The sequence below is a fragment of the Streptomyces sp. NPDC051180 genome, from assembly GCF_040689545.1.
Taxonomy (GTDB): domain Bacteria; phylum Actinomycetota; class Actinomycetes; order Streptomycetales; family Streptomycetaceae; genus Streptomyces.
The window spans coordinates 93441-116443 of the sequence record NZ_JBFBBC010000012.1 but is presented as its reverse complement, the minus strand read 5'-3'; the positions used below and the strand labels follow the sequence as shown (position 1 = coordinate 116443).

Sequence of the window (23003 nt, the reverse complement as noted above, 5' to 3'; positions counted from 1 at the left end):
GTCGGCTACTGACCGAGCTCCGGAGTGACTTCCAGCCAGTCCAGCAGGACGTTGCACTGGTTGCCCTGCTCGCACGAGATCCGGATCTCGTTCTCGCCCTTCTTGAGGGTGACCGGCGCCCAGGTGGTCTGCCAGTTCTTCTCGAGGTTCGGGTCCGTGGAGTGGACGAAGTTCTTCAGGCCGAGCGGGGACGAGTTCGGCGTGCCGTTGACCGTCAGCGTGGCGTTGGCGTCGACGGCCGGGATGGCGTAGCGCACGGTCAGGCGGTACTTGCCGTCCGACGGCATGTTCGCCTTCCAGGTCACCGAGGATCCGAGCGCGTTGAAGCCCGAGACGTACACGCCTCCGGCGCCCTCGGCACCCTTCACGGTGGTCTCCGTGAGGGCCGAGCCGCCCAGCTTCAGCGTCGCCGCGTCCTGCTTCGGCAGTTCCTCCGGGGTCTTGTCCGGGCTGGGGTCGCCGCTGGGCTGACCGGAGGGCTGGGACGAGGGAGCGGTGGACGGGGTGCCGCCGGACCGGTCGTTCTCGTTCTTGTCGCCGGAGTTGCTGATCACGGCGGCGGTGATGCCGACGACGACGACCGCGACGACCGCGACGGCACCGATGAGGAGGCCCCTGGTGTTCGGGCCGCGGCCCGAACCGCCGCCGCGCTGGGGCGGGACCGGGGAGTGGCGGGTGGGCTGGCCGCCGTACGTCTCGGGCGCGGCGTACTGCGCCTGCGGCTGGCCGTAGGGGGCCTGCTGCTGCGGGGGGACGTAGGGCTGGTGGTGCCCCTGGGACTGACCGCCGTACTGGCGCTCGCCGACCGTCCTGACCTGGTTGTACGAGGTGCGGGGCACGCCGGGCTGCGCGGGGGCGGGGCCGGGGTAGCCGTAGCCGCCGCCCTGTGGGGGCTGCGCGCCCGCTGCCTGCCCGTCCGCGTACAGGTAGCCGAACGGATCGTCTTCCTCGGGCTTGCTCGCGCCGTCGTTACCGGCAGCCATCCGGGTCATCCTCTCCATGCTCGCCAGCCGTCGCCGACCGGCCGAGCCTACCCCGAACGGACGAGCGCGCGACTCAGCCGGCCCGGCGGTGGACCTTGGCGCGGGACCGCTTCTCCACGTACATCCGCTGGTCGGCGGAGTTCAGGACCTCTTCCACGGTCATCCCGCATTCGGCCCAGCCGATGCCGAAACTGGCGCCGACCCGGACCGCCCGACCGTCCACCCGGATGGGCGGGATGATCGCGTTGCGCAGGCGCACGGCCAGGTCGGCGGCGTCGGCGGCGCCGAGGCCGTCGGCGAGGACGACGAACTCGTCGCCTCCGAGCCGCGCCACCGTGTCGCCGTCCCGCACGCCGGTGGTGAGCCGCCGGGCGACCTCGATGAGGACGGCGTCGCCGGTGTGGTGCCCGAAGCGGTCGTTGATCGACTTGAAGCCGTCGAGGTCGCAGAAGAGGACGGCGAGTCCCTTGGTGCCGTCGTCGACCTCGCCGCCCGAGGGGGCGACGGCGTGCACGTGGTGGTCGTAGGGCCCGGCGCCGCCGGCCGGCTCGAAACCGAAGCCGTGCTCGTGCTCGTGGTCATAGGGCTGCGGATCGGCTCCGGAGTCGTACGACGTGTCATAGGAGGTGTCGTACGAGGAGCCGTGGCCGGCGGCCCCGTAGCCGCCGTCCCTGGCGGAGTCGTACGCGCCGTACGCCGCCTCGTCCCCCGGCGCCGACGGGCGCTCGCAGATGCGGGCGGAGAGGCGGGAGCGCAGCTCGGCGCTGTTGGGGAGCCCGGTGAGGGCGTCGTGCGAGGCCCGGTGGGCGAGCTGGAGCTCGTGCCGCTTGCGCTCCTCGATGTCCTCGACGTGGGTGAGGAGGAAGCGCGGGCCGTCGGCGGTGTCGGCGACGACCGAGTTGCGCAGGGAGACCCAGACGTACGTGCCGTCGCGCCGTCCGAGCCGCAGTTCGGCCCGTCCGCCCTCGGCGGAGGTCCGGAGCAGGGTGCCTATGTCCTCGGGGTGGACGAGGTCGGCGAAGGAGTAGCGCCGCATCACCGAGGCGGGCCGGCCGAGGAGCCGGCACAGGGCGTCGTTGGTCCGCAGCAGCCGGCCGTGCTGGTCGCCGCCCATCTCGGCGATCGCCATGCCGGACGGGGCGTACTCGAACGCCTGCCGGAAGGACTCCTCGCTGGCGCGCAGGGCCTGCTGCTCCCGCTCCAGGCGGACCAGGGCGCGCTGCATGTTCGAGCGGAGCCGGGCGTTGCTGATCGCGATGGCGGACTGGGAGGCGTACATCTGGAGCGCCTCCTGGCCCCAGGGGCCGGGGTGCCTGCCGTTGCGCGGGCGGTCGACGGATATGACGCCGAGGAGCTCACGGCCGGAGCCGGAGGCGTACATCGGGGCGTAGAGACGGTCGTGCGGGTGCCACTCGTCCTCGAAGCGGGGCGCCGGGCCGTCGGTGTGCCACTGGGGGACGTCGTCCTCCATCAGCACCCAGCCCTCGGTGTGCGGGATGAACCGCAGGTCGCCCCAGGCGGACCCCATGGACAGGCGCCGTTCCCAGGAGGCGCGGGAGCCGACCCGGCCGGTGATCAGGGCCTCGGCGGCGGAGCTTCCGGCGAAGGCGGCGACGACGAGGTCACCGTCGGGGCGTACGAGATTGACGCAGGCCAGCTCGTAGTTGAGGCCGGCGACGACACCGTCGGCGACGGTCTGCAGGGTGTCCGCCAGGCTGCGCGCAGTGTTGAGGTCCGCCACGACCTGATGCAGCTGCCGCAGGGTCGAGAGACGGACGTACGGCTCCGACTCGGTCTCCATCGCTCGCTCTCCCCGAGACCTCGACAGCAACTCCAGGGTTCTCATCGGCTACGTGTTGCACTGTCACTGCCACTGAATCACAGCGAGCTGCGCACCCGGTACACAGGGTCAGCAAATACTGCCCTCTGTGACTCAAGTCACAGCAGGTCATAGCGGGTCGTGTCTTTCCTCCCGAGCCCTCGCGCCATAGGGCGGGGAGCCCCGCCGGACGCCTCCCGACGGAACCTTCCGGACAGGACCTAGGACCCGCGGGGGGTGGCGGACTGGTCCCCCGGCCCGATGCGACGGGCCCGGGCCCCGGCCTAGCGTGGCCGGTGTGCTGCAGAAGACCCCCGCCCCGCCCCCCGTCTCCGACCTGGCCATCCCTCATGCTGAGGGGGTGAGCAACGACGAGTTCCGGGCGGCCATGTCCCGCCTCGCGGCGGGCGTGGTCCTGGTGACCGCGCACGACCCCGACGACGGTCCGCGCGGCGAGGACGTCGGCATGACGGCCACCGCCTTCATGTCGGTCTCCCTCGACCCGCCCCTGGTCCTGGTCAGCCTCCGCAACGGCTCCCGCATGGACGACCTGCTCACCGACGTGCCCGTCTGGGCCGTGTCGATGCTCGCCGAGGACCAGCGGCACGTCGCCGGCCGCTTCGCCATGAAGAACCGGGTCAGCGACCGGCTGCTCTTCGCCGACCTGCCCTACGCCCGCGGCGAGGAGAGCGGCGCCCCGCTGATGGGCGGTGCGCTGGCCACCCTGGAGTGCCGCACCGAGAGCCGGGTCGTCGCCGGCGACCACACGCTGGTCGTGGGCCGCGTCCTGACGGCCGCCCTGTCCCCGGCCACCGCCCGCGGTCCGCTCACGTACTTCCAGGGGAAGTACCGCCACCTGTCCTGAACCCCGTCCGGGGCGCCGGTCAGCCCCAGTCGCGGGACTGGCGGGTCCGCTTGGTCTCGGAGCGCTGCTTCTTCTCGCGGAGCCGCCGCTCGTTGATCCCGCGCGGGATCTTCGTCGCCCTGCGGGGCTTCGGCGGCGGGGCCGTCGCCTCGGCGAGGAGGGCGGCGAGCCGGACGGCGGCCGTCTCGCGGTTGCGCCACTGGGAGCGGTGCTCCGAGGCGCGGACCGTCACGACGCCGCCCACGAGACGGGAGGCGAGCCGCTCCAGCGCCCGCGCCTTCCACACCTCGGGGAGCGAGGTGGTGGCGGCGAGGTCGAAGCGGAGCTCCACCTGCGAGTCGCTGGTGTTGACGTGCTGCCCGCCCGGCCCCGACGACCGCGAGAAACGCCACTGGAGCTCGGCCTCGGGGAGCGAGACGGAGCCGCGGATGGGATAGGGACCGGACATGCCCCCCATGTTCCCCGGAAGGGGCCGGGGGAGTCATCCTGTTTTCACCACGAACCCCGCGGGGAACCCCGTGGAGGAACGGTCGGGAACCGCCGGGGCCGCGCACGCGTTTCTCCAGGCGACGACATCACGATGAAAGGGACTTTCCATGGCTGTGAGCCTGTCCAAGGGCGGCAACGTCTCCCTGACCAAGGAGGCCCCCGGCCTCGCCGCCGTCACCGTGGGCCTCGGCTGGGACGTCCGCACCACCACCGGCACCGACTTCGACCTCGACGCCTCGGCGATCGGCGTGGACGCCGCCGGCAAGGTCGCGTCCGACGCGCACTTCGTCTTCTTCAACAACAAGTCGACGCCGGACCAGACCATCGTCCACACCGGTGACAACCGCACCGGCGAGGGCGGCGGCGACGACGAGCAGATCAACGTCAACCTGGCGGCCCTCCCGCCGAACGTCGACAAGATCGTCTTCCCGGTCTCCATCTACGACGCCGTGAGCCGCTCGCAGAACTTCGGCCAGGTGCGCAACGCGTACATCCGCATCGTCAACCAGGCCGGCGGCGCCGAGCTCGCCCGCTACGACCTCTCCGAGGACGCGGCCGTCGAGACCGCCATGGTCTTCGGCGAGCTCTACCGCAACGGCGCCGAGTGGAAGTTCCGCGCCGTCGGCCAGGGCTACGCCTCCGGCCTGGAGGGCATCGCCCGCGACTTCGGCGTCAACCTCTGATCCGTCGCACCTCCGTGGAGCCCCGGCCGGGACGTCCCGGCCGGGGCTCTACCCTGTGCGCGTGATCGTCGAAGCCCTCGCCCCCAAGGCCCTGGAGGACGGCGCCGCCCTCCCCGGGGCGCTGCTGACCGAGCTCACCGCGCTGTACGCGTCGAACGTGGAGTTCCAGCAGCTCACCGGCGACTTCCCGGACCCGTCCGACATCCGCCCCGAGCAGGTCGCCGCCGCGCTCGCCGACGAGCTCGCCGAGCCCACCGCCGAGGTGCTGCTCGCCCGCTCCGGGGGCCGCCTGGTGGCCGTCGCCGTGACGCTCGGCCGCCACCCCGACCCGGCCGACCCGGACCCGTGGCTGGGCCTCCTCATGGTCCACGCGGACGAACGGCGCGCCGGCCACGGCCGCCGCCTCGCCGGGTACGTCGAGGAGCGCTTCCGCGCCGCGGGCCGCACCGGACTGCGGCTCGCCGTCCTGGAGAACAACCCGAAGGCCCTGGCCTTCTGGACCGCCCTCGGTTACGAGGAGACCGCCCGGCGCCCGGACCTCGCCCACGGCCGGCCCTGCGTCGTGCTGCGCAAGGAGCTCGGCTGAACCGCGCGCCCGCCCGGCCCCGCCGCCGGGCTCAGGGCCGCGCCGGCTTCCCGTCGCCGTACAGCCAGACGTCCCACAGCGCGTCGAGGTCCTTCCCCGACACGCTCTCCGCGTAGGCCGTGAAGTCGTCCGTGGTGGCGTTGGCGTGCCGGTACTTCGCGGGCCAGCCGCGCAGGATCTCGTCGAAGACCCGGTCGCCGACGGTCTCGCGGAGCTTGTGCAGGACCATCGCCCCGCGCTGGTAGACGGGCGGGTCGAAGAGGTTCTCGGCGGACGGCGGTGCGGCGGGCGGGAAGGCCCAGTTGGCGTCCTGGGCGAAGGCCGTCTCGAAGCGGGTGCGCGCGGGGACGTCCTCGTACTCCTCCGCGTACAGCCACTCGGCGTAGGTGGCGAAGCCCTCGTTCAGCCACAGGTCCTGCCAGCCGGCGGGGGTGACCGAGTCGCCGAACCACTGGTGGGCCAGCTCGTGGACGAGGGTCGCCCGGTCGAAGGAGGCGGCGGGGAAGACCGGCCGGGTCTGGGTCTCCAGGGCGTAGCCGAGCGTCCCGTCCGTCATGACGATCGCGCCGGCGGACGAGAAGGGATACGGGCCGAAACGTTCCGCCTGACGGCCGAGGATCGTGGGGATCTCGCCCCGCAGCGGGGCGCTGGCCTTCGCGACCGGCCGCTCGGCGGCGGTCAGGACGGGAACGGCGCCGGCGTCGGACCCGGCGCCGCCGGAGCCGCCGTCCTCGTCCGCGTCCGGACCCGGCGCGGTCGCCGTCGACGTCTCGTACCGCCCGATCGCTACCGTCGCCAGATAGCTCGCCATCGGCTCGGCCGTGTGCCAGACGCTGGTGACGCGGCCGTCCGCCCCCGTCCGCTGCTCGGTCCTGACCCCGTTGGAGAACGCGTCGAGACCGGCCGGGACGGTCAGCGTGATGTCGTACGCCGCCTTGTCGGAGGGATGGTGGTTGCCGGGGAACCAGCTCATCGAGCCCTGCGGCTCGCCGACCGCGATCGCCCCGCCGTCGGTGCGCATCCAGCCCTCCTCGGAGCCGTCCGCGTCCGTGATCGGCTCGGGCACTCCCGCGTACCGGACGGTGGCCCGGAACTCCGCGCCCTCGGGGATCTCCTCGCGCGGCCGGAGGGTCAGCTCGTTCCCCGCCCGGTGGTGCGCCGCGGGCACGCCGTCGACGGTCGCCGCGCTCACGGTCAGGCCGGCGAGATCGAGGTTGAAGGCGCTGAGGTCCTGGGTGGCACGGGCCGTGATCTCGGCCGTGCCGTCGAGCCGCCCGGTCCGGGGGTCGTAGGCCAGGGACAGCGCGTAGTGCCCCACGTCGTAGCCGCCGTTGCCGAGCTTCGGGAAGTACGGGTCGCGCAGCCCGGCGGCCCCCGGGGCGCCCCGGACTCCGCCCGTGGCCTGCGTACAGCCGCCCGCGAGCAGCGCGAGGACGGCGAGGGCGGCGGCTGCGGTCCGGTTGCGGTGGATCACACACCGATCCTATGCAACCCGCCCGAACGGGGCGCATGGGCGGAAGGCCGTACGGAAGAGGCGGCGGCGCCCGGCGGGGGATCCGGGCGCCGCCACCGGTCGTGGGGGCGTTCTCGCCGCTCGGCCCTCGCGGGCCGAGGTGTCGGCTACTTGGCGAGGGAGGCGACGCCGGCCTGGGCGAACTTCTCGTCGAGGTCGCCGGAGGGGGCGCCGGCGACGCCGATGCCGGCGACGGGGGCGTCCTTGGCGGTGACGGGTGCGCCGCCGGCGAGGAAGAGGGTGCCGGGGATGTCCTTGAGGGTGGGGGCGTTGGTGAGGCGCTTGGCGAGCTCGGAGGTGGGGGCGTTCCAGGAGACGGCGGTGTACGCCTTCTTCACGGCCGACTCGTAGGACTGGGGTCCGGCGCCGTCGCCGCGGAGGGTGACGAGGGTGGTGCCGTTGCGGTCGACGACGGCGACGGAGACGCGCTGGTTCTCCTTCTCGGCGGCGTCGAGCGCGGCCTGCGCGGCCTTCGTGGCGGCCTCGATCGTCAGGTGCGTCGACTGCCGGAGGTTCGCGTTCCCCGCGTCGGCGGTGATCGCGGCGGGCGCCGCGGCCGGGGCGGAGGCGTTCGCCGAGACGGCGCCGAACGTGCCGGCGGCGATGACGGCGGCGGCGGTGGCACCGAAGAGGATCTTCTTCATGGGGAACTCCGTGAGGTGAGGCGCTGCGGGGAGGACGTTCGTTCGCTCTGCCATCCATCGTGTGGCCGCACACCCCGCCCGCCGGTCCACGGAGCGGCTGCCCTCCTCACGCACACTGGAGGACGGCCGGGTCAGCCGATCGGCTGATGCCCCCGTGGTCCCCCCGGGCCACCATGGACAGATGTCCCCAGGTCAGGGGTGGCAGGGAGGTGCGAAGGTGACACGGCCGACGGAGCAGGACCCCGACACCCGCTGGCTGGCACGGGTCATGCACATCGCGTTCTTCCTCCTGCTCGGCGCCTCGCTCGCCCGCTTCCTGCTGCGCCACCCCTGGGAGGACCGCAGCCCCTGGATCGTCGCGCTCTCCGGCGCCCTCGCCTCCCTCTACCTCCTCGGCCCGGTCGTCGGCACCCGCGCGGCCCCGCGCCGCATCGCCTGGCTGGGCACGGTCGTCGCCGTCTGGATCGTCCTCGTCGTCCTCGCGCCCAGCTTCGCCTGGTGCGCCGTGCCGCTCTTCTACACGGGCCTGCGGACCCTCCCGCCGCGCGCCGCGCTCGGCCTGGTCACCCTGCTGACCGCGTTCGTCGTCTTCGCCCAGGTGCAGCTCGCGCACGGCGGCTGGGACCCCAACCTGATCGTCGCCCCGCCGGCCGTCGCCGCCATCGCGACCGGCGTCTTCGTCTACTCCGACCGTCAGGCGGCGCGGCAGCGGGCCCTCATCGCCGACCTCATCCGCACCCGGCGCGAACTGGCCGCCATCGAGCGCCGCGAGGGCACCCTGGCCGAGCGGCAGCGGCTGTCGATGGAGATCCACGACACCCTCGCCCAGGGCCTGTCCAGCCAGCAGATGCTGCTCCAGGCGGCGGACCGCACCTGGGACAGCGACCCGGCGACGGCCCGCCGCCACGTCCGTACGGCCGAGTCCATCGCGGAGCGGAACCTCGCCGAGGCCCGCCGTTTCGTCCACGACCTGGCGCCCGCCGACCTCGCCGAGGGCGGCGGCCTCGAAGAGGCGCTGCGCGGCCTGGCCACCCGCGAGTCGGCGGCCTTCCGCGTCGACGGGACCGCCGTGCCGCTGCCCGAGCGGGTGCAGTCGGCCCTGCTGCGGATCGCGCAGGGCGCCCTCGCCAACATCCGCGAACACGCCGGCGCCGACTCCGCCGCCCTGACCCTCAGCTACCTCGACGACCAGGTCGTCCTCGACATCGCCGACGACGGCCGCGGCTTCGACCCCGCCGACACCCCCGGCGGCGTCCGCGGCCACGGCCTGCCCGCCATGCGCGTCCGCGCCCGGCAGCTCGGCGGCACCCTCACCGTCGAATCCGCCCCGGGCGAGGGCACGGTGCTCTCCGCCGCCATCCCGCTCACCCTGGAGCCCTGATGTCCGTACGCATCCTGCTCTGCGACGACCACGTCGTCGTCCGCGCCGGGCTGCTCGCCCTGCTCGGCAGCACCCCCGACATCGAGGTCGTCGGCGAGGCCGGGAGCGGCGAGGAGGCGGTGGCCATGGCGGCCAAGCTGAAGCCGGACGTCGTCCTGATGGACCTCCAGCTCGGCGCGGGCATCGACGGCGTCGAGGCGACCCGCCGGATCGCGCCCACCGGCGTCCACGTCCTCGTCCTCACCACCTACGACACGGACGCCGACATCACCCGCGCGATCGAGGCGGGCGCCACCGGCTACCTCCTGAAGGCCGAGCGGCCCGAGGAGCTCTTCGCCGCCATCCACTCCGCCGCGCAGGGCCGCACCGCGCTGTCCCCGCCGGTCGCCAGCCGTGTCATGGACCGGATGCGGGGAGCCGCCGGGCCGAGCCTCACCGACCGGGAGCGCGACATCCTCGGGCAGCTCGGCCGCGGACTGGGCAACCGGGAGATCGCCCGCGCCCTGTTCATCAGCGAGGCGACCGTGAAGACCCACCTCGGCCGCATCTACGCCAAGCTCGGCGTCGACACCCGCGCGGGCGCCGTGGCGGTCGCCAAGGAGCGCCGTCTGCTGCCGTAGAGGGCCCGCCCACTGCTACTGTGCGTTGCCATTCGACCGCACGGCGTCATGCCGCGGTCCGGTACCGGCACTCAGTCCCAGTGGGAGCGCACGTGAAGCTCGCGATCGTCGGCGGCGGCCCCGCCGGCCTCTACCTCTCGATCCTGCTGAAGCGGCAGGATCCGTCGCACGAGATCGCCGTGTACGAGCGGAACGCCGAGGGTTCCACCTACGGCTGGGGCGTCACCTACTGGGCCGGGCTCCTCGACAAGCTGCGGGCGGGCGACCCCGAGTCGGCCCAGGCGGTCGCCGAGGCGTCCGTGACCTGGACCGACGGGGTCGCGATCGTCCGCGACGAGCGGACCGTCCACCGGGGCGACGCCGGCTTCGGCATCGGACGGCGGCGGATGCTCGGGCTCCTCGCCGACCGCGCGCGGGAGCTCGGCGTCCGGGTCGCCTTCGAGCACGACGTCACCGGGCCGGACGCGCCCGAACTCGCCGGCGCGGACCTGGTCGTCGCCGCCGACGGCGTCAACAGCGTCCTCCGCGAGGCCCACGCCGACCGTTTCGGCCCCACCGTCACCACTGGCCGCAACCACTACATCTGGCTCGGCACCACCAAGGTCTTCGACTCCTTCAGCTTCGCCTTCAAGGAGACCGAGCACGGCTGGATCTGGTGCTACGCCTACGGCTTCAGCGGCGAGCGCTCCACCTGTGTCGTCGAGTGCTCCCCCGCGACCTGGAAGGGCCTCGGCCTGGACTCCCGCGGCGAGGCCGACAGCCTCGCCCTCCTTGAGAAGCTCTTCCACGACCTCCTCGACGGACACGAGCTGATCGGCCGCGACCGGGCCGACGCCGCCGCCCAGTGGCTGACCTTCCGCACCCTCGCCAACCGCGTCTGGCACCACGGCAACCTCGTCCTCCTCGGCGACGCCGCCCACACCACGCACTACTCCATCGGCGCGGGCACCACACTGGCCCTGGAGGACGCCCTCGCCCTCGCGGAGGCCCTGCGCGGCCACACCGACCTGGACGCCGCCCTCACCACCTACGGCAAGCGGCGCCGCGCCGAACTCGTCTCCGCCCGGAGCGCCGCCCGCTACAGCGCCCAGTGGTACGAGAACCTCCCCCGCTACATGGCCCTGGAGCCGGCGAAGATGTTCGCGCTCCTCGGCCAGCGCCACTCGCCGCTCCTCCCCCACATCCCCCCGCAGCTCTACTACCGGATCGACCGCGCCGCCGAGCAGCTGGAGGCCCTCCGCCGCCTCAAGCGCTGGCTCGGCCCCCGCGTCGCCCGCGCGGTCCACGGCCGCCGCTGACCGGCCGCGCCCGCCGCACGCCGGAGCCGCCCGCACGCCGCACGCCGGAGCCGCCCGCCCACCGCGCCCCGGAGCCGGGTGCGGCGGGCGGGAGCGGCCGCCGGCGGTGATCCTCGCGTGCGTGGCCGGTCCGGCGCCGTGACACCATCGGTCCCGTGCTCGACATCGGCTACTCCCTCTCGCGTCGCTTCCCCGACCCGCCACAGACCGACTACCGCCACGCGGACGTCCACTCGCTGCGGCACGACCTCTTCTGCGGGGACGTCTACCTCGCCGACACCGAGGCGGACCGCGAGGTGTCCACAGCCTGGGGATGGGTGCCGGTCCTCGACTTCGCCTGGGCCCTGTGCGACATCGTCGAGCAGCTCGACCAGGACCCCCGCGGCAGCCGCGCCGCCCAGCCGCAGTACGCCGAGCTCGACTTCACCGAGTCCACGGACCGGATGCTCTTCGAGCGCCGCTTCGGCTGGGTGGACGTCGAGGCCGACTGGATGCCCGGCGACGAACCGCCGATCACCTTCAACCACGCCGAACTGCGCCGCGAGGCACGCGACTTCCTGCACGACGTGATCGCCGACCTCACCGACATGCACGAGGGCCTCGCCGACAACCCGGCCGTCTGGTCCCTCCAGGCCCGCTTCCCCCGCCTGCCCTGACCCCGGGAGCCCTGCCACCGGGAGCCCCCGGAGTCGGCCGCCCCTCCCCGGCCGCGGGCCCCCGGTCCTCCGCCCGCCCCCGCCCGGGCGCTCAGTCCTCCACCCGCACCCCCAGCTGCGCCGCGAACACCGGCGCCAGGTCGAGGAGCTGGGCAGTCGAGACGACCGCACCGGCCAGCGACTCCACCCCGCGCGCGATCTCCAGGCGCTGCACCCCCCGCAGGTCCACGTCCCGCAGCCGCGCCCCGGAGAAGTCCACCCCCGTCAGCACGCAGTCCGCGAACTCGACCCGCTCCAGGACCGCGCCCCCGAAGTCCGCCTCGCTCAGGACGCACCCCTCGAAGACGACGTCCCGCAGCTTCGCCCCCCGCAGGTTCAGGTAGTCGCTCTTCCCGCCCCGCACCACGACCCGCTCCAGCACCGCCCCGTGCAGCTGCGCGCCCCCGAGCCGCGCCTCCACCACCTCCACGTCCCGCAGCTGCGCACCGCCGAGCTCCGTGCCCACCCCCCGCACCCCGGTCAGCACCGAGTCGAGGAAACGCGCGCCCGTCAGCCGCGCCCCGTCGAGCCCGCACTCCCGCAGCGCGCAGTCCAGGAACCGCGCGCCCTCGCCCGACTGACCGGTCAGGTCGAGCCCCGCGAGGTCGAGCCCGTCGTAGTCCCCGTCCGGCTCCAGCCCGCCCCCGTACGCCTCCAGCGGAGGCAGCCGGACCTCCGGCCGTCGCGCCCCCGCCACCTTCTTCTTCCGTGTCGTCGCCATGCCTCCATGGTGATGTACGCCACTGACAGCGCCCCGATGTCACGAACGCGGACCCGCCCCACGTCCCCCCTACGAGACCGACACGAGGGAGACGGACATGCGGAAGCTCACGATCATCGGCGGCGGCTTCGCCGGACTCACCGCGGCCATCACCGCCGCCGAGGCCGGCACCAAGGTGACCCTGCACGAGTCCCACCGGACCCTCGGCGGCCGGGCCCGTACCGCCGACGGCCCCTACCGCACCAACGAGGGCCCGCACGCCCTCTACGCCGGCGGCCCCCACTGGACCTGGCTGAAGCAGCGCGGCCTCCTCGGACCGCTCGCCCCGCTGCCGGCCGCCGAGAGCCTGCGGTTCCGCTTCCACCAGGACGGCGCCCTGCGCCGCGTCCCCCCGCTCGGCCTGCTGCGCCAGGCCCTCCGCGGCGCCGGACAGGCCCCCGTCGACCTAGACTTCCGCACCTGGGCCGGCCGCCTCGCGGGCGCGCGCACCGCCGCGACCGCCGCCGCGTACAGCGGGGTCGCGCTCTTCCACCACGACCCCGGAGCCCTCTCCGCCCGCTTCGTGCAGGAGCGCCTGCACCGCGCCGCCTCGCTGCCGCCCGAGGCCCACTACCTCCGGGGCGGCTGGGGCGAGCTGATCGACCGGATGGCCGCGCGGGCCTGGGAGTCGGGCGTCCGCATCGAGACCTCGTCCCGTGTCGACACCCTGCCGACCGGCGAGGGCCCGGTGATCGTCGCCACCGCCCTGCCCGCCGCCGCCCGGCTCCTCGGCGACCCGTCGCTGACCTGGGAGAGCGGCCGTACCGTCCTCGTCGACCTGGCGCTGCGCACCCGCAAGGGCGACCCGTTCGTCGTCTCCGACCTCGACGCGCCCGGCTGGGTCGAGCGCTTCACCGCGCAGGACCCCTCCCTCGCCCCCGCCGGACAGCAGCTGCTCCAGGCCCAGCTCCCCATCGGCCCCGACGAGGGCAAGGCCGACGGCGTCGCCCACGCGGAGCGCCTCCTCGACCTCGGCTTCCCCGGCTGGCGCGAGCGGACCGTCTGGCGGCGCGAGTCCGTCTCCCAGGGGCGTACGGGCGCCGTCGACCGCCCCGGCACGACCTGGCGCGACCGTCCCGCCGTCGACCGGGGCGACGGCGTGTACCTGGTCGGCGACCAGGTGGCGGCCCCCGGCGTGCTGTCGGAGGTCTCCTTCACCAGCGCCGTCGAGGCGGTCTCGCTCGCCCTGCGCGCCGACCGCCCCGGCCGCCGGGTCCGCCCCGGGACCGGAGCCCGGGCCGGCCGGCCCGACGGCCTTGACCTCAAGCGCGCTTGAGGTCGGAGGCTGTACCCGTCAAGCCGCCCACCGGCCCGTACGACGACACAGGGGACCGCCATGCACGCCATCCGCCTCCACGCCTTCGGCCCCGCCGAGAACCTCGTCCACGAGGAGACCCCCGACCCCCTCCCGGGCGCCGGCCAGGTCCGCATCAGGGTCGCGGCGGCCGGCGTGCACCTCCTCGACACCGCGCTCCGCGAGGGCGCCACCGGCCCGTTCCCCGCCCCCACCGAGCTGCCCACGATCCCCGGCCGCGAGGTCGCCGGCACCGTCGACGCCCTCGGCGAGGGCACCGACCCGTCCTGGCTCGGCAAGCGGGTCGTCGCCCACCTCGGCATGAACCCCGGCGGCTACGCCGAACTCGCCGTCACCGACGCCGCCCGCCTCCACGCCCTGCCCGACCACCTCGGCGAGGCCGAGGCCGTCGCCATGATCGGCACCGGGCGCACCACCCTCGGCATCCTCCAGTTCACCACGCTCGGCCCCGACTCGGTCGCCGTCGTCCCGGCCGCCGCGGGCGGCATCGGCACCCTGCTCGTCCAGTACGCCAAGAACGCCGGCGCCCACGTCATCGGCCTCGCCGGCGGCCCCGCGAAGGTCGCGCTCGTCCGCGAGAACGGCGCCGACCTCGCCGTCGACTACACGGAGCCGGGCTGGCCCGACACGGTCCGCGCCCACCTCGACGGCATCGGCCGGCAGGCCACCGTCGTCTTCGACTCGGTGGGCGGCGACGCCGGCCGCGCCGCCGTCGACCTCCTCGGCAAGGGCGGGCAGCACCTCGTCTTCGGATGGTCCGGCGCCGGCGGCCTGGAGGCCGGCGCCCTCACCTTCACCGAGGAGGAGCTCACCGCCCGGGGCATCACCTCGGAGTCCGTCCTCGGCCCGGTCATGATCCGCAAGGCGGGCGGCGACGTCCGCGGCCTCGAACTCGCCGCCCTCGACGCGGCGGCCACCGGCACCCTCCGGCCCGCCGTCCACCGCTTCCCCCTCGCGGACGCCGCGGGAGCCCACCGCGCCCTGGAGAACCGGGGCACGACGGGCAAGGTCGTCCTCGTCCCGTAGACCCTTCGTTCCCCGCGGGAAGAGGGCGGGGCCCGCGGGAAGAGGGCGGGCGCGCGGCGCCGTCAGACGCCGACGACGTCCCAGGAGTGCGCCTTGAACTCCTTCAGGAAGTCCGGGTGGTCCTCCCACATCCGGGCCACCTGACGCAGCACGTCCCAGTTCTGCTCCAGGGCCTGGTCGACGACCTGGCGCAGCTCCGGCGCCGTCTCCCGCTTCTCCACGAGGCCGTTGACGGCCGACGCCGCCTGCACCGTGTACCGCGTGGCCCGCAGCGCCCGCGAGGTGTCGTCCATGCCGAACCCGTGGTCACTGCCGTTCGCGGGGTCGAAGAGCGGCGTCAGCCGCGCCTCGATGAAGGCGGTGATCCGCTGGAACCGCTGCTCGATGTCCGTGTTCATGCGTTCTTCCTACACCCTCGCCCCACCGAGCTCCGCAAGCGCCCCGTCCGTCAGGCGGTAGATCGTCCACTCGTCCTGCGGGCGGGCGCCCAGGGACTCGTAGAAGTCGATCGACGGCTTGTTCCAGTTCAGCACCGACCACTCCAGGCGCCCGTAGCCCCGGTCGACGCAGATGCGGGCCAGCTCGCGCAGCAGCGCCTTGCCGTGACCGCCGCCCCGCGCCTCCGGACGGACGTACAGGTCCTCCAGGTAGATGCCGTGGACTCCGCGCCACGTCGAGAAGTTGAGGAACCAGAGCGCGAACCCGGCCACCTCGCCGGAGTCGGTCTCCGCGATGTGCGCGAAGGCCGCGGGATGCTCGCCGAAGAGGGCCTCGCGGAGCTGGTCCGGGGTCGCGTGGACCTCGTCGAGGGCCTTCTCGTACTCCGCGAGGTCGCGGACCATGGCGTAGATGACAGGGACGTCGGCAGGCGTGGCTGTACGGATCATGAGGTCAGCCTGCCCCGGCTCAGGCCCTCCTGGCCAGCAGGATTCGGGCCAGCGCCACCTGTTCGGCGTCGAGCCCCGGCTCGCCGTCCTCGACGTCCCACAGCCCGTTCTGCAGCACCCGCCCGAGCGTCCACGCCGCCGCCCGCCGCCGGTCCCCCGCCACCTCCGCCAGCAGGTCGAAGCGCCACAGGACCTCCGCCGGGTCGGGATCGAACCGGTCCGTCAGCGCCGGCAGCAGATCGAAGCCGGGGTCCCCCGCCAGCGGCTTCGGATCGATCGCCAGCCAGGGCTCGCGCGCGCCGGGACCTCCGGTTCCGGGTCCGCCCGGACGGCCCCGGTCGTCCCCGCCGCCGCGACCACCCGCCAGGACGTTCCCCATGTGCAGGTCCCAGTGGAGCAGCCGGTCCCCCGGCTCCCCCGCCACCTCCCGCACCGCCGCCGCGCAGTCCCGCAGGACCGCCGCGTCCTCCGCTCCGAGCCGCGCCACCGCCGCCGGCACCTCAGCCAGCATCCCCACCGCGATGTCCCCGAGCCGTCGCATCCCCTCCGGCGCGGGCACCGCCACCAGCCGGGCCAGCAGCCCCGCCACGATCCGCAGCGCCTCCCGGGTGTCGGCCAGCGACGACAGCGGCCGGGTCTCGTCGAGCCGCTCCAGGAGCATCGTCCCCGTCGCGGCGTCATGGTCGAGCAGCCGCACCGAGCCCGCCCCGTCCCACACCCGCAGGGCGACCGGCTCGCCCTCCGACTCCTCGTCCAGGAGCTGGAACTTGAGCGCCGCGGGCGTCCCGTCCGCCCGCCGCTCCACCGGCAGCACCAGCGAGGCCACCCCGTACATCGACGGGCCCGTCACCCGCAGCCCCCACCGCCCGAGGAACTCCCCGGCCATCCCCGGCAGCCCCGCCACGAACGCCCGCCCCGCCGCGCCGTTGTACCGCTCCTGCGACCGGGCCAGCTCCTCGGGTACGCGGACGACGGGACGCTGCGGCCCCTCGGGTACGCGGACGGACGCGCGGCGCAGCCCCTCGGCTCCATGAGTCATCCCCCGACCCTAGAACGGGCCCCCTCCCCCGATCGCCTTCTTTTCACGGCAGGGTGCGGCCCACCCCGGCGTCGCGCAGCGCCCGTGCGAACTGCGTCGCGTCGTACAGCGCGTCCCCGCCCGGCAGGGCCGTACCGTCCACGAGCACCGTCGGCGTGCCGCCCACCCCCGACTCCTCGAACGCCCTCTCCGCGTCGGCCACCCAGACCCGGTGCGCGTCGTCCCGCACCGCCCGGTCGAAGGCCGGCCCCCGCAACCCCTCCACCTGGTCGGCGATCCGCAGCAGACGGTCCACCGCGTACCCGTCCGCCGACTCCCCGGCGGGCTGCGAGGCGAACAGCGCCGCCTGGTACGCGGCGAACCTCCCGGGCCCGGCGTCCACCGCAGCCCTCAGCGCGTTCGCCGCGCGCGCCGAGGCCGAACCGCCGGTCCGCGCGTCGAGGAAGGAGGCGACGACGTACTCGACCCTCACCGTGCCGGCCGCGGCCTCGTCGGCGAGGACCGTCCCGGCGCTCGCCTCGAACCGCGCGCAGTAGCCGCACCGCGGGTCCACGTACACCGTCACCGTGTGCGGCACCTTCGCCGCGCCGACGACGATCTTCGTACCCTCCACGGCCGCCGGCAGCGTCCCGAGCACGTCGGCGTTCCCGGCCGGTGCCGCCGCCACCGCCTCGGCGGCCGACGGCCCGCCACCCGAACACCCCACCGCCACAAGGCCGATGAGGCCGGCCGAGAGCGCCGCGGCGACACCGCGGCGAGTCCTGCGTACGGCCATGGGAGAGTCCTTCCGGAACGACGAAATCCGCACGAGATCCGCACCCTCGAACCTAGGCCGGACACCACCCCGCACCCCGCGCCGAAGGACCCGTATCCAGAGGACCAAGGCCCCGGGTAACGTCCCGCCCACGCACCCGGAAGAGGGATACACATGAGCACGGTCAACGGCGGCATCTCGTTCTGGTTCGCGCAGGAGGGCGCCTCCGCGCCCCGCGAACCGCTCCCCGGAGACACCACGGCCGACGTCTGCATCGTCGGCGGCGGCTACACCGGCCTGTGGACCGCCTACTACCTGAAGAAGGCCGTCCCCTTCCTCCGGATCACCGTCCTCGAGGCCAAGTTCTGCGGCTACGGGGCCTCCGGCCGCAACGGCGGCTGGCTCTACAACGGCATCGCCGGCCGCGACCGCTACGCCCGACTCCACGGACACGACGCCGCCGTCCGCCTCCAGCAGGCCATGAACGCCACCGTCACCGAGGTCCTCGACGTCCTCGGGACCGAGAAGATCGACGCCGACCAGCACCGCGGTGGGGTCCTCGAAGTCGCCCTCTCCCCCGCGCAGCTCATCCGCCTCAAGGAGTTCCACGCCACCGAGACGGCCTTCGGCGAGACCGACCGCGAGCTGTACGGCGCCCGCGAGACCGCCGCACGCATCCGCGTCACCGGCGCCGTCGGCTCCTCCTGGAGCCCGCACGGCGCGAGCCTCCACCCGGTCAAGCTGGTCACCGGCCTCGCCGCCGCCGTCGAGGCGCTCGGCGTCACCCTCCACGAGTCGACCCCCGTCACCGAGATCAGGCCCAAGAACGCCGTCACCCCGTACGGCACCGTCCGCGCCCCCTACGTCCTGCGGTGCACCGAGGGCTTCACCGCCTCCCTCGCCGGCCAGCGCCGCACCTGGCTCCCGATGAACTCCTCGATGATCGTCACCGAGCCCCTCACCGACACCCAGTGGGACGCCCTCGGCTGGGCCGGCGGCGAGGCCCTCGGCGACATGGCCCACGCCTACATGTACGCCCAGCGGACCGCCGACGGCCGCATCGCCCTCGGCGGCCGCGGGGTCCCCTACCGCTTCGGCTCCAAGACCGACAACGACGGCCGCACCCAGCCGCAGACCGTCGAGGCCCTCCGCGACATCCTCGTCCGCTTCTTCCCCCAGCTCGCCGGCGTCGGCATCGACCACGCCTGGTCCGGCGTCCTCGGCGTCCCCCGCGACTGGTGCGCCACCGTCACCCTCGACCGCTCCACCGGCCTCGGCTGGGCCGGCGGCTACGTCGGCTCCGGCGTCGCCACCGCCAACCTCGCCGCCCGCACCCTCCGCGACCTCATCCAGCAGGACTCCGGCCAGTCCGGGCCCACCGACCTCACCGAACTCCCCTGGGTCGGCCACAAGGTCCGCAAGTGGGAGCCCGAACCCCTCCGCTGGCTAGGCGTCCAGACCATGTACGCCGCCTTCCGCGGCGCCGACCGCCGCGAGGCCGCCGGCCACGCCGCCACCACCGACCGCATCGCCGTCCTGGCCAACCGCCTCAGCGGCCGCTGACCGAGCAGGCCACCGACCGGACGAAAAACCCACCCGGCCCCAACGGAACGAGAACCCCACCCGGCTCCGGCCGGGTGCGGCCCGCGCGGCTCCGGCCGGGTGGGGCCCGCGCGGTCTCATTCCACGTCGATGCCGAAGTCCCCCACCAGCTCCTCCAGCCCGCCCCCGTACCCCTTCCCCCCGACGACGAAGTCCCAGTCGCCACCGGCGCGCCGCCGGAACGACCCGAGCACGAGCGCGGTCTCGCCGGGCCGCCCGTCGGACACGACCAGCCGGTCGAGCTCCGTCCCCGCGTCGTCACGGAGCCGGATGCCCGCCTCGGTGAAGCCGCGGAGATCCGCGTCCGGGTCGGCCTCGGGATCGACGGCGGCGACCAGCACCAACCGGTCGGCGCGCGCCGGAAGGGCGTCGAACCCGACCCGCACGGCGGCCCGGTCGCCCGGCGCGGCGGCCACCGTCGACACCGAACCGTCCGGGGTGGCCGGGTTGTTGTAGAAGACGAACCACTCGTCGCCGATGATCCGGTCGCCCGCGCAGACCAGCGCGCACACGTCGAGGGCCACCGCACCGGTCCACACCATGCCCAGCAGGTTGAAGTCCGCGTCGGCCTCGACGGCCGGGACGACGGCGGGCGCGGCGGGCGCCGGCTCGGGCCCGGAGGGTGTCACGGGGCCCAGCCGGCCCCGCAGCCCGTGCTGGCGGAGCAGGTCCACGAGTTCCGTCCCCGAGATCAGGGTGAGGGGCTTGCCGTTGGCGAAGGTGTACGAACCGGGCCCGAACCTCGACGTGGTGACGAGGACGCCCTTGTTCGCGCCGGCGCCCTGCACGGTCCCGAACAGGTCCCGCACGGCGGTGGGCGGAACGGTGTTCCGGTAGCGCTTCACCTGGACGACGATCGACCCGCCGCTGATGGGATCGGGATCCAGCGCCTCCACGTCGACACCACCGTCGTTGGACCGCCGCGTGGTGACGGCCTGCAGCCCGCGGGCCCGGAAGAGCTGCGCGACGAGCCCCTCGAACGCGATCGGGTCCATGGTCAGGAGATCGGGCTCCTCCCCGTCGCCCTGGACGACGACGTCCTCGCTCACCTGGCCCGGCGAGACCAGCGGCGCGACGGCCGCCCGCTCGTCCGGCCTGGCGGAGAGCCGTCCGGCGAGCCCACCGGTCAGGCACTCCACCGCCCCGACGAGCTCCAGGTTGAGCCCGTCGAACACACCCCGGTCCACCGCCACGGAGGCCACGCAGACCCGCGACGCGAGCCCGGTCGCCGGATCGACACCGCCCACGTACCCGTTGAGGGCGACACCGTCCAGCGCACCGAACCGGTCCGCGGCGAACAGCTCCCGCACCGCGAGGAGCACACTCTGGGCCAGCACGTCCCGGTAGAGCGCCCGCCGCCGCGTCACCGGCCGCGGCACCTCCTTCTCCTGGTCCGTGCCGGGCAGGTACTTGACCCCCTTCGCCACCGGCACGACCTCGTACCCGGGCAGGTCCCAGTCGACCACGAGCCGGCGCCTGCCCCGCTCGTACGCCGCCGACACCTCGCGGGGAAACCCCTCGGGCCAGGCCGTCGAGGCGAACAGCACGGCGGAGAAGAACTCGACGACCGTGTCCGCGTCCCCCTCGCGCAACGCCCCGACCATCCCGGCGATCCCGCTGTTGTGCGCGCGTATCTCCGCCAGCCGGCCGGCCGCCCACACCTCGTACTCGCGCCGCCGGGACGCCAGTTGGCCGACCCGCCGCGCCTCCGCCGCCCGCGCCTCGTGCCGGTCCCGCTCGAACCGCGCCCCCGCGTCCCGCTCCGCCTGCGCCGACCCGGACGCCGGACGGTAGAACCGCCGATCCGGCATCGCCACCGGCTCGCCCAACGGCCCCGGCTCGAACGGCTCCACGACCTCGTCCCGCCGCAGCGACTCCACCCCGAACGCCGCACCCCGGCACCCCACCGCCAGCAACGACTCCAGCTCCGCCACCCGCCGGTCGATCTCCCGCGTCCGCCGCAACGCGTCCGCGTCCCTCCGCTGCCGGTACGCCGCCCGCTCCTCCCGCCGCATCCGCGCGACGTCCCTCTCGTACGCCCGCTGCGCCCGCTCCGCCTCCCTCTCCCGCCGGAGCACCGCCTCCCGCTGCCCCTCCCGCTCCCTCTGCGCCGCCCTCTGCTCCTCGGCCCACACCCCCATGAGCCCCCCGCCCCGCCGCCCCATCGCCACCCCTCCCGCAACACCCGACCCCACCCCCCAATCCTCCCGGACCCGCGGCCCCCGCAGCACCCTTCGGCGGCCCCGGAACCCGCCCACGAACCCCACCGAAGGGCATCGGTGCGCCCTGCGGAGCCGATGCGGCCCGACGGGTCCGGCATTGCCCCTGAATTAGACACCTGTCAACGTAGACACATGTCGAAATCAGAGCTGCCGGTGATCGGCCAGGACGAGCAGGCGGCGTGCTGCTCGCCGATGGTCCGTGAACCACTGGGCGAAGCGGACGCCGCGGACCTGGCCAAGGTGTTCAAGGCACTGTCGGACCCGATCCGGCTGCGCCTGCTGTCGCTCATCGCCTCGCACGAGGGCGGCGAAGCCTGCGTGTGCGACCTGACCGGCCCGTTCGACGTGTCCCAGCCGACGATCTCCCACCACCTCAAGGTGCTGAGGGAAGCGGGTCTGGTCGGCTCGGAACGACGAGGCACCTGGGTCTACTACTGGGTGCTCCCCGCCACCCTCGCCCGCCTCTCCTCCCTCCTGCGGACGCCGGCCGACGCCGTCCCCGCCGGAGCCGTCGGATGACGGCTCCCCTCGGGCGTCGCACCCTGGCCGAACTGGTCGGTACCGCCACCCTCGTCGCGATCGTGGTCGGCTCCGGCATCCAGGCCACCAGGCTGACCGACGACGTGGCCCTCCAGCTCCTCGCCGACTCCCTCGCGACCGTCCTCGGCCTCGGCACGCTGATAGCCCTGCTCGGACCGGTCTCCGGGGCGCACTTCAATCCGGCGGTGACACTGGCCATGTGGTGGAGCGGGCGCCACGACACGGACGGCCTCGCACTCCGCAGCGTCGCGGCGTACGTCCCCGCCCAGGTCGTCGGCGCCGTCGGCGGCGCGGTCCTGGCGAACGCGATGTTCGCCGAACCCCTCATCCGCCTGTCCGGTCACGACCGCTCCGCCGGCCACCTGTGGCTCGGCGAACTCGTCGCCACCACCGGCCTCGTCCTCCTGGTCCTCGGGCTCGGCCGCACGGCCCAGCAGCGCCTCGGACCGGCCCTCGTGGCCTCGTACATCGGCGCGGCCTACTGGTTCACCTCGTCCACCAGCTTCGCCAACCCGGCCGTGACCCTCGCCAGGACCTTCTCCGACACCTTCGCGGGCATCGCCCCGGGCTCCGTGCCGCCGTTCATCGCCGCCCAGCTCCTCGGCACCGGAATCGCCCTCGCTCTGGCCGTCGCCCTCTTCGGCCGCCCCACACCCACCACCACCGTCGCCCCCACCCCGACGCCCGAGCCCCGACTCGCCACCACCGACCACTGACCCCCCGCCCCAGGAAGCCCCACCATGCCCTCCCCCGCGATCCCCTCCGTACTCTTCGTCTGCGTCCACAACGCCGGCCGCTCCCAGATGGCCGCCGCCTTCCTCTCCCACCTGGGCGGCGACCGCGTCGAGGTCCGATCAGCCGGCTCCGCCCCGGCCCACACGGTCAACCCCGCCGTCATCGCAGCCATGTCGGAAGTCGGCATCGACATCTCCGCCGAGACCCCCAAGGCCCTCACCCCCGAAGCCGTCCAGACCTCCGACGTCGTCATCACCATGGGCTGCGGCGACGCCTGCCCCTACTTCCCCGGCAAGCGCTACCTCGACTGGACCCTCGCCGACCCCGCCGGCCACACCCTCGAATCCATCCGCCCCATCCGCGACACCATCGAACAACACATCCAAACCCTCCTGACCGAACTCCACATCACCCCCTCGCCCTGACCACCCGACGCACCGCCGACCAGCGACCCACACCCGCCCGAGATCTGTCAGTCTGCGGATGCCTTCACGGTGGACGGATTCCTGCGCGGCGAGTCCCCGCTATCGGGTTGCCGCTACCGCGC

General features: G+C 74.1%; 24 protein-coding genes. 13 read left to right on the top strand and 11 right to left on the bottom strand.

The window, feature by feature from the left end; genetic code table 11:
• Window positions 1–5: 5 nt before the first annotated feature.
• Together AB0424_RS22145 and cdgB are read right to left on the bottom strand one after the other, a co-directional pair.
• Window positions 6–983 carry a CBM35 domain-containing protein gene (locus AB0424_RS22145; RefSeq protein WP_366307959.1) on the bottom strand — a complete coding sequence of 326 codons (978 nt, stop codon included), beginning with the start codon at window positions 981–983 and terminating at the stop codon, window positions 6–8.
• A gap of 73 nt (window positions 984–1056) precedes the next feature.
• Window positions 1057–2784, bottom strand: coding sequence for a diguanylate cyclase CdgB (cdgB, locus tag AB0424_RS22140; protein ID WP_366307957.1), 1728 nt, complete (start codon window positions 2782–2784; stop codon window positions 1057–1059).
• A 316-nt stretch (window positions 2785–3100) separates the two neighbouring features.
• Between cdgB and AB0424_RS22135 the strand changes: the two genes are divergently transcribed.
• Window positions 3101–3667, top strand: coding sequence for a flavin reductase family protein (locus AB0424_RS22135; RefSeq protein WP_366307955.1), 567 nt, complete (start codon window positions 3101–3103; stop codon window positions 3665–3667).
• Between the two features lie 19 nt (window positions 3668–3686).
• Here the strand turns inward: AB0424_RS22135 and arfB are convergent, their stop codons facing one another.
• The gene (gene arfB / locus AB0424_RS22130) at window positions 3687–4124 is read right to left on the bottom strand and encodes an alternative ribosome rescue aminoacyl-tRNA hydrolase ArfB (protein WP_366307953.1); all 438 of its coding nucleotides are present in this window, start codon (window positions 4122–4124) and stop codon (window positions 3687–3689) included.
• A gap of 139 nt (window positions 4125–4263) precedes the next feature.
• Here arfB and AB0424_RS22125 point away from each other — a divergent pair, with 139 nt between their 5' ends.
• Window positions 4264–4839, top strand: a complete 576-nt coding sequence (locus AB0424_RS22125; RefSeq protein WP_073911578.1) for a TerD family protein — start codon at window positions 4264–4266, stop codon at window positions 4837–4839.
• A 61-nt stretch (window positions 4840–4900) separates the two neighbouring features.
• Complete coding sequence (locus AB0424_RS22120; RefSeq protein WP_366307951.1) at window positions 4901–5425, top strand: GNAT family N-acetyltransferase; 525 nt, start codon at window positions 4901–4903, stop codon at window positions 5423–5425.
• A gap of 31 nt (window positions 5426–5456) precedes the next feature.
• On the opposite strand, the gene AB0424_RS22115 is transcribed toward AB0424_RS22120, so the two are convergent.
• Together AB0424_RS22115 and AB0424_RS22110 are read right to left on the bottom strand one after the other, a co-directional pair.
• A complete protein-coding gene (locus tag AB0424_RS22115) occupies window positions 5457–6899 on the bottom strand; it encodes a M1 family metallopeptidase (protein ID WP_366307949.1) in 1443 nt (480 codons plus the stop codon).
• A 146-nt stretch (window positions 6900–7045) separates the two neighbouring features.
• Window positions 7046–7582: a heme-binding protein gene (locus AB0424_RS22110; RefSeq protein ID WP_366307947.1), complete on the bottom strand. Its 537-nt coding sequence runs from the start codon at window positions 7580–7582 to the stop codon at window positions 7046–7048.
• Between the two features lie 268 nt (window positions 7583–7850).
• On the opposite strand from AB0424_RS22110, the gene AB0424_RS22105 reads away from it, so the two are divergent.
• The 4 genes from AB0424_RS22105 (at window position 7851) to AB0424_RS22090 (ending at window position 11537) form a co-directional block, all read left to right on the top strand.
• Entirely contained in the window at window positions 7851–8963 is a 1113-nt protein-coding gene (locus AB0424_RS22105) for a sensor histidine kinase (RefSeq protein ID WP_366308143.1), read from the top strand.
• Entirely contained in the window at window positions 8963–9583 is a 621-nt protein-coding gene (locus tag AB0424_RS22100; protein ID WP_015035223.1) for a response regulator transcription factor, read from the top strand. Before AB0424_RS22105 ends, AB0424_RS22100 begins: the two co-directional genes overlap by 1 nt.
• Before the next feature lie 92 nt (window positions 9584–9675).
• Window positions 9676–10881: an FAD-dependent monooxygenase gene (locus AB0424_RS22095; RefSeq protein ID WP_366307945.1), complete on the top strand. Its 1206-nt coding sequence runs from the start codon at window positions 9676–9678 to the stop codon at window positions 10879–10881.
• 155 nt (window positions 10882–11036) lie between these two features.
• Window positions 11037–11537 (top strand): hypothetical protein, encoded by a 501-nt coding sequence (locus tag AB0424_RS22090; protein ID WP_366307943.1) that lies wholly within the window; start codon window positions 11037–11039, stop codon window positions 11535–11537.
• Window positions 11538–11628: 91 nt separating this feature from the next.
• On the opposite strand, the gene AB0424_RS22085 is transcribed toward AB0424_RS22090, so the two are convergent.
• Window positions 11629–12297 (bottom strand): pentapeptide repeat-containing protein, encoded by a 669-nt coding sequence (locus AB0424_RS22085; RefSeq protein WP_366307941.1) that lies wholly within the window; start codon window positions 12295–12297, stop codon window positions 11629–11631.
• Between the two features lie 97 nt (window positions 12298–12394).
• Here AB0424_RS22085 and AB0424_RS22080 point away from each other — a divergent pair, with 97 nt between their 5' ends.
• A complete protein-coding gene (locus tag AB0424_RS22080) occupies window positions 12395–13612 on the top strand; it encodes an NAD(P)-binding protein (RefSeq protein ID WP_366307939.1) in 1218 nt (405 codons plus the stop codon).
• Window positions 13613–13672: 60 nt separating this feature from the next.
• Window positions 13673–14677: a zinc-binding dehydrogenase gene (locus AB0424_RS22075; RefSeq protein WP_366307937.1), complete on the top strand. Its 1005-nt coding sequence runs from the start codon at window positions 13673–13675 to the stop codon at window positions 14675–14677.
• Window positions 14678–14739: 62 nt separating this feature from the next.
• Here AB0424_RS22075 and AB0424_RS22070 read toward each other — a convergent pair whose 3' ends face one another.
• The 4 genes from AB0424_RS22070 to AB0424_RS22055 are packed head-to-tail and all read right to left on the bottom strand — an operon-like array spanning window position 14740 to window position 17378.
• Entirely contained in the window at window positions 14740–15075 is a 336-nt protein-coding gene (locus AB0424_RS22070) for a hypothetical protein (protein ID WP_366307935.1), read from the bottom strand.
• Between the two features lie 9 nt (window positions 15076–15084).
• On the bottom strand, window positions 15085–15564 hold the full coding sequence (locus AB0424_RS22065; RefSeq protein ID WP_366307933.1) for a GNAT family N-acetyltransferase: 480 nt from the start codon (window positions 15562–15564) through the stop codon (window positions 15085–15087).
• A gap of 19 nt (window positions 15565–15583) precedes the next feature.
• Window positions 15584–16603: an aminoglycoside phosphotransferase family protein gene (locus tag AB0424_RS22060; protein ID WP_366307931.1), complete on the bottom strand. Its 1020-nt coding sequence runs from the start codon at window positions 16601–16603 to the stop codon at window positions 15584–15586.
• A 43-nt stretch (window positions 16604–16646) separates the two neighbouring features.
• On the bottom strand, window positions 16647–17378 hold the full coding sequence (locus AB0424_RS22055; RefSeq protein ID WP_366307929.1) for a thioredoxin domain-containing protein: 732 nt from the start codon (window positions 17376–17378) through the stop codon (window positions 16647–16649).
• 153 nt (window positions 17379–17531) lie between these two features.
• On the opposite strand from AB0424_RS22055, the gene AB0424_RS22050 reads away from it, so the two are divergent.
• Window positions 17532–18920 carry an FAD-binding oxidoreductase gene (locus tag AB0424_RS22050; RefSeq protein ID WP_366307927.1) on the top strand — a complete coding sequence of 463 codons (1389 nt, stop codon included), beginning with the start codon at window positions 17532–17534 and terminating at the stop codon, window positions 18918–18920.
• 116 nt (window positions 18921–19036) lie between these two features.
• On the opposite strand, the gene AB0424_RS22045 is transcribed toward AB0424_RS22050, so the two are convergent.
• The gene (locus tag AB0424_RS22045; protein ID WP_366308141.1) at window positions 19037–21124 is read right to left on the bottom strand and encodes a restriction endonuclease; all 2088 of its coding nucleotides are present in this window, start codon (window positions 21122–21124) and stop codon (window positions 19037–19039) included.
• 189 nt (window positions 21125–21313) lie between these two features.
• Here AB0424_RS22045 and AB0424_RS22040 point away from each other — a divergent pair, with 189 nt between their 5' ends.
• Genes AB0424_RS22040 through AB0424_RS22030 form a run of 3 tightly spaced genes read left to right on the top strand, consistent with a single transcriptional unit; the run spans window position 21314 to window position 22881 of the window.
• The gene (locus tag AB0424_RS22040; protein ID WP_366307925.1) at window positions 21314–21700 is read left to right on the top strand and encodes a metalloregulator ArsR/SmtB family transcription factor; all 387 of its coding nucleotides are present in this window, start codon (window positions 21314–21316) and stop codon (window positions 21698–21700) included.
• A complete protein-coding gene (locus AB0424_RS22035; RefSeq protein WP_366307923.1) occupies window positions 21697–22437 on the top strand; it encodes an aquaporin in 741 nt (246 codons plus the stop codon). The genes AB0424_RS22040 and AB0424_RS22035 overlap by 4 nt, the downstream gene beginning before the upstream one ends.
• A gap of 24 nt (window positions 22438–22461) precedes the next feature.
• Complete coding sequence (locus AB0424_RS22030) at window positions 22462–22881, top strand: arsenate reductase ArsC (RefSeq protein WP_366307921.1); 420 nt, start codon at window positions 22462–22464, stop codon at window positions 22879–22881.
• Window positions 22882–23003: the final 122 nt, after the last annotated feature.